The 5,601-nt window shown below is 74.5% G+C and carries 2 protein-coding genes and 2 pseudogenes; 2 read left to right on the forward strand and 2 right to left on the reverse strand.

Features of this window, described 5'->3' with window-relative positions; genetic code table 11:
• Positions 1-188 (reverse strand): annotated as a pseudogene (locus tag NBX02_RS10450) (hypothetical protein); the annotation flags it as partial.
• A gap of 233 nt (positions 189-421) precedes the next feature.
• Here NBX02_RS10450 and NBX02_RS10455 point away from each other — a divergent pair.
• A complete protein-coding gene (locus NBX02_RS10455; protein WP_250291144.1) occupies positions 422-1,318 on the forward strand; it encodes a hypothetical protein in 897 nt (298 codons plus the stop codon).
• Positions 1,306-3,843, forward strand: a complete 2,538-nt coding sequence (locus tag NBX02_RS10460; protein ID WP_250291146.1) for a hypothetical protein — start codon at positions 1,306-1,308, stop codon at positions 3,841-3,843. Before NBX02_RS10455 ends, NBX02_RS10460 begins: the two co-directional genes overlap by 13 nt.
• A gap of 1,242 nt (positions 3,844-5,085) precedes the next feature.
• On the opposite strand, the pseudogene NBX02_RS10465 reads toward NBX02_RS10460, so the two are convergent.
• Positions 5,086-5,601 (reverse strand): annotated as a pseudogene (locus tag NBX02_RS10465) (hypothetical protein); the annotation flags it as partial.

Genomic DNA, 5,601 nt, shown 5'->3' on the forward strand with positions numbered 1-5,601 from the left:
GCGCGGCAGAGCGAGGGCCCGGGCGCCGCTGCCACCGCGGCGGCCACCGCGGCGGGGGCATCCGTCAGGAAAGCGCGTGGGCGTGGGCCTGGTGGGCGAACCCGGCCGGCGCGGCCTTCGTCGGTCGGGAAGCCTTCGTCCGTCAGGAAGGGGTGTGGGACGCGGGGAGCTGGCAGGCGCCGATGCATGGGGGCGGGGTGTCCTCCCCGCCCGGCCGACGCGGGTGGGCATGGCACGGGTACGCGCGGCGGCAGGCTGCGAAGATCCCCGCCTGGCCGGCACGGGTGGGCGCGGCCGTCATCCACGTGTGGGAGCGGAGCGCCGGTACACGCCGTGGCCGGGCAGGATCTGCCGCGCCGGGCGCCCAGGTCCGCATGTGTTCGGGTCCCGGACGGGGCGAAGACCGTCCAAGATCCACCATATGCGCACGAAAACTACGATCCCGGCACCAGACGGGGCTGTCGGCGGGACGTTCGGTGAGAAGGCCATTACCACCGGCGCTGATACCAGCGGCCCTGATGCCGTCGGTACCGCGCGCGGGTGGAGTTCCGCGGCGGTCCGCTGCCCGTCCCCGCGGGTCTTCTTCGCCTCCGCGGCCGCGGTGAACACGGTGCTGGGACGGGCGTCGACCCGGCACAGGGGGCGGCCGTGCCCCCAGCGGTCCGCCCACAGCAGCCGGGGGCGGACCGTGCTCGCCTACTGTGACCAGGGCTGTTACGACGATGCCGTCGACCTGCTCGCCGACGTCATGAACCGGCTGGGCGGCCGTCGGTTCGACGATCATGGCCGCGACGGAACATCACGCAGCCGTGGCGCCCGTGATGGGAGCGAGGCCACTCTGGACGGCTACGCGCTGAGAACCGCGTCCGCCGCGCTCGGGCAGCTCCATCGCAGGCGCCGCAAGAGCCTCGGGCTGCCGCAGCGGCCCGAGCGGGTCATCGACACCGGCTGGGCCGGGCGCATCCTGCCGGACCCGGGTGACCGGCGCCTGCTCGCGCACATGCTGACCTGGCTGGGCAGTGACGCACCGGCCGTGACGGACGCGGGCTGGCCGGTCGAGACGTGGGCGCCGCGGTACGGACTGCCCGTGGCGGCGATGGCGGCTCGGGTGGGCCGGGTCGCCGACGCCCTGCGGGAGGGCGACCCGCGCCGCTACTGGCGGTATATCGCCGAGCCGCTCGCGGCCAAGCCGCGGGTGCCCGCCCTGCTCGGCGACATCGAGATGGCTCATGACGACATGGCCGTGCACGGAGAGGCCGGGCACGGAGAGGCCGCGAACGAGGAGGCCGCGAACGAGGAGGCACTGTGCGCCGGATAGCGCTCCATATTCTCGGTGAGTCCGACGTAGGGCTGTTCAAGGCCGGCGCGGAGGAGATCGAAGCCCGTCTGGCCGCGCTACGCAGCAGTGATCCGGTCACTCGTGACATCGAGCTCGCGGGCACACCGGTGTCCAGGTTCGTCTCCCGCATCGGCGCGGGACCGGACGGCCCGGAGCGCATCCTCCTGATCGCCACGACCGGCGGTACCCGAGCCACCGGGCCGCTCGCCGACGTCGTGGCCGAGTACGTCAGCCGCCACACCGGCGGTGGCGGCCGGGTGACCGTCGAGTATGTCGTCGATCCGGCCCTGGAGCCCGCCCGGGACTGGATCCGGCAGTACATCGAGCGGTACGCCATCGACGAGACGACGCGCTGGGAGCTGCCGTTGGGCGGCGGGTCGACCGGCCTGGTGCTGGGTCTCCTCTTCGAGGTGCTCATCCGGGGCTTCCCGGTCACCCTCCGGACCGAGGACGACGCGGTGGCCGTCGTCGAACTGGGCATGCTGACGTGGCAGGAGCGGGAGGAGGCGATGAAACGGTGGCTGGTCCGGCACCGCTTCTACGACGCGCTCGCCAAGCTCGACCCGCGGTGGGAGCCGCTGGCCTGTCGGCAGGCGGTGAACGTCGCCGCCGTGCTCACCGCCGCCTGCGGTCCCCGGGACGACGGCCACTGGCTGCTTGACGACCGGGCGCGTGCGGCGCTGTTCGAAGCGGTCCAGGCGTCGTTCGCCGAGGGTCTGGCCCGTCAGGAGATCACCGACGGTGCCGCGGCCCGGACCTGGCTCAGGCGTTTCGCCACCGCGCACGTGCCCGCCGACCTGCACCTGGACGTCCTGCGCATGCTCGGCTGCCCGCCCTGGAGGCAGCTCGCGGTCGACCCGGCCATGGCCGAGCGGGTGGGCGCGCCGGTGGCGGCGCTGCTGAGCCCGGAAGTGGTGTGCTGGCACCGGAAGGTCATCCGTAACAGCCACGGCGCCCTCGGGGTGGTGGCCGAGCCGCCGGCGGCCGTGGTCGCGCTGCAGAACGACTGGATCGCGTCGCAGCACCGCGGTGGTCTACTGGCCGACTATCCGGCCTGGCTGGTGCGGGAGCCGCCCGCGGCCGGGCGGCGGGTCCTCCTGCTGCGCGTCCTGCGTACCGACCAGCGCAAGGACGACGACGTCCTGGACCAGGTGCTCGCCCGGCTCGGGGCCGGTGAGGTGCTGCTTGTCGAACTCAGGACGGCGCAGGGCACGACGACACCGCCCCGGCCCACCGTCACCGGTCCCTTCACGGTGGCGGTGACCGAGAAGGAGATCACGGAGACGCCGAGCCTGGCCGCCGCCTACCAGCGGGAACTGGTCAGATTTCTCGACGAGGAGGTACCCGGTGCCGACCTCGTCGACGAGGTCGCGGTGGTCCTCCCGCTCGGCGCCAAGGCGCTGGTCACCGCCGCGATGCTGGCCGCGGTCGACTGGTCGGTCCGCGCCGCCGCGCCGCTACAGGTCCTGACCACCCACGGTGACCATAACGACCGGGGAGTCGTGGCGACCAGGGGAGTCCACGAGGACGGCGATCGGGCCCTGGCCGCGCTCGGCCTGGACGGCGTCCTGGCCGAGCTGGCGGTGACGGCGCTGCGCAACCTCGACCTGACGGTCGCCGAACGTCTCCTGCGCCGCGGCTCGGCCCGGCTGCACGGGCTGGCCGACGAGGTCCGCGAGCTCCGGCGGGACGCGTTCAGAGTCCCGGAGAGCGCACCCGGCGTGGGGGGGCACGACGACCGCACGTCGGCGGCGGAGGTGTCGCTGGCCTGCGCGCGGTTGCGACTGTGCGGGCAGATCGCCGAGGAGCATCCGTGGGACGCCGCCTACCTGGCGACCAGCGTCCTGGACCACACCTTCCGGATGCCCGACGGGCAGACCCGGCGGTGCCAGGTCGAGGGCATCGGCCGGACCACCCTGACGAAGAACCGGGGCTGGGTGGCCGGGCCCGCCGAACCGACCGAGCGCCCGCAGGACTGGAAGCATCTGGCGCCGTGGCAGGTGGTCCGGGACAGGCAGAACGGGCATCGGCCGTCGTCGCAGCTACGCGATCTGCGCAACAGCCATCCGCTTTCGCACGGCATCGACCAGCCCTGGGAGAACCGTTACTGGGGCGGAGGCGAGGAGAAAGCGGGGAAGCGGGACGGCAGGCGGGAGAGCATCGCCGTCCCGACGGCCTCGCATGTCGTCCAGCTGCTCGCGGAAGCCGAGGCGGAGCTGCGCGACGCGCTGCGCGAGACATACCCGCAGGAAAGCTACCCGGAGGTGGCCCCCGTGGATCCGGAGCACCTCGTCCGGCGCCATCGGGACCTGCTGGTGCGGGTCGCGGGCCATCAGGGCGTGCCGGACGGTCAGGTACCGGCGGCCAGGGCGGCGAACCGGTCGGCCGCGGCCGCCTGCGCCGGGACGAGCGAGCCGGCCGGGGCATCGCCGGCCAGCAGCGCGAGGATCCGCAGCGCCACGTCGACGGAGGAGTCGAAGAAGCCGTCGAGGAAGCCGGCCTGACGGGGGCCGGCCGGCTGCCCGTCGCGGCCCAGCGGCGCGGGCACGACCAGATGGGCGAGGCCGGGACGTTCCGCCAGCGCCGCCCGCCAGCGCTCGACGGACGCCCGGATCTCGGCAACCGGGCGGCCGGACAGCTCCGCGACGGCTCCGAGCGCCCCACCCCCCGGGCCGTCCGCCGGGATGAGCAGCACCACCTGGACGTCGGGCGGAGCGCTGGCGAGCAGCCGGATATCGCCGTCGCCGTCCGCCGCCGGGTCGGCCAGGATGTGCGCCCACACGAGGTTCTCGGCCGAGGCGGGGTCCGCGAGCCAGCCTCGCAGCAGTTCGCTGGCCAGCGGCGTGTTCGGCCCGCGCCCCGGGTTCAGCGACCGGGCGAGGAAGTCGAAGCTTTCCCGTCCCCAGCCGAGCGCCGCCGACACCAGCGCGGCGACCGTGTACATCCCGGCCCAGCGCGGCCCGGCGACGACGATGCCGCGGGTGCCGGCGAGGACGGCCGCGTACGGCTCCGCGGCCCGCGCCGCGGCAAGGCGCGGGACGTAGACGCGTCCGTCCTCCCACGCGGACGACGGTTCCCCGACGAACAGGGGATTGTCCCATTCCGCGCCGGTGCGGTCGAACGCCTCGGCGAACACCCGCCCGGCCTCGCCGCGGTCGGCTATCCCGTCCCGCCGGTCGAGCAGCGCGTAGTCGCCGACGTGGTACCGGCAGCGCCGGCCGCGCCAGTGCGGCACGACGGTGACCGCCCATCCGCCGTGCCGCAGCGCGAGCTCGGCGAACAGAGCGCCGCCGGCGGCCCGGTGCTGTTCGGCGAGCAGCGCCCGCTGCAGCCGGAACCGGTGCTCGCAGGCGTTCAACCGCAGCGCCAGCGCCGCGACCGACGATTCGACCAGGCCGTAGGCGCTGAGCATCTCCAGCGGGTGGACACCTACCGCGCGGGCGAGGACCGGGATGGCGATCGGGTCGACCGCGGATTCGTTGGCGAGCCACCGCCGGACCTTGTCGGTGCTGTCCTTCAGCCCGAGCTGCGGGGCGACCTTGGCGGTGAGCGCGGGTGTCGTCACGCGGCCGCGCGTCATCGCGGCTTTCATCGCGTCCGCCCAGCACGCCTGTCCCGGCCGGTTTCTGGCGGAGGTCGGTACGGCGAGCGGCTGATACCGTCCGGCGGGTTCGGAATCGGGCACGCCTCATCGTCGCGCACCGGCGCCGGTGCCGATCACCTGCCCCGCGTCGTGTATCCGTGGGTCAGCCGGCGGCGGTGACGGCTGCCTCGACGATCGTGAAGACCTCGTCCGGGCGCAGCGAGCTGCGGGAGCCGCCGGGACGCCTGGGCGCGCCGCCGATCGAGCTGCCCCCGCCCCAGCCGGGTTCCCGCGCGGCGAGCGCGCCGAGGATCGTCCCCGGCTCCGCGACCGGCCCGACCGGGAAGCCGTCCACCAGGTCGCTGCGCCGTCCCACGGTGTACGCGGTCGAGCCGTCGGGCAGCGGCCGCCACATCACCGCCCGGGTGTGCCCCGCCTCGTACACCCGGTCGAAGGCGTCGGTGTCGCTGGTCGCCATCACCCATCCCGTCCCGGCATGGGTGATCCTGAACGACGCCGCCGGCCGCCGGCCGGCCTGGTCACCCGCCGGGACCGGATCGCTCCCGTCGGCCGGGCCGCCCGGGCCGGTGCCGGCGAGACCGCTGGCCAGCTCGGCGATCGCCGCCACGCAGCGGCTGAGGTCAGCGGCCATCCGCGCGGCGTCGCCGCCGCCACCGCC

The organism is Protofrankia sp. CiP1_Cm_nod1, from assembly GCF_920888515.1.
Classification (GTDB): Bacteria; Actinomycetota; Actinomycetes; order Frankiales; family Frankiaceae; genus Protofrankia.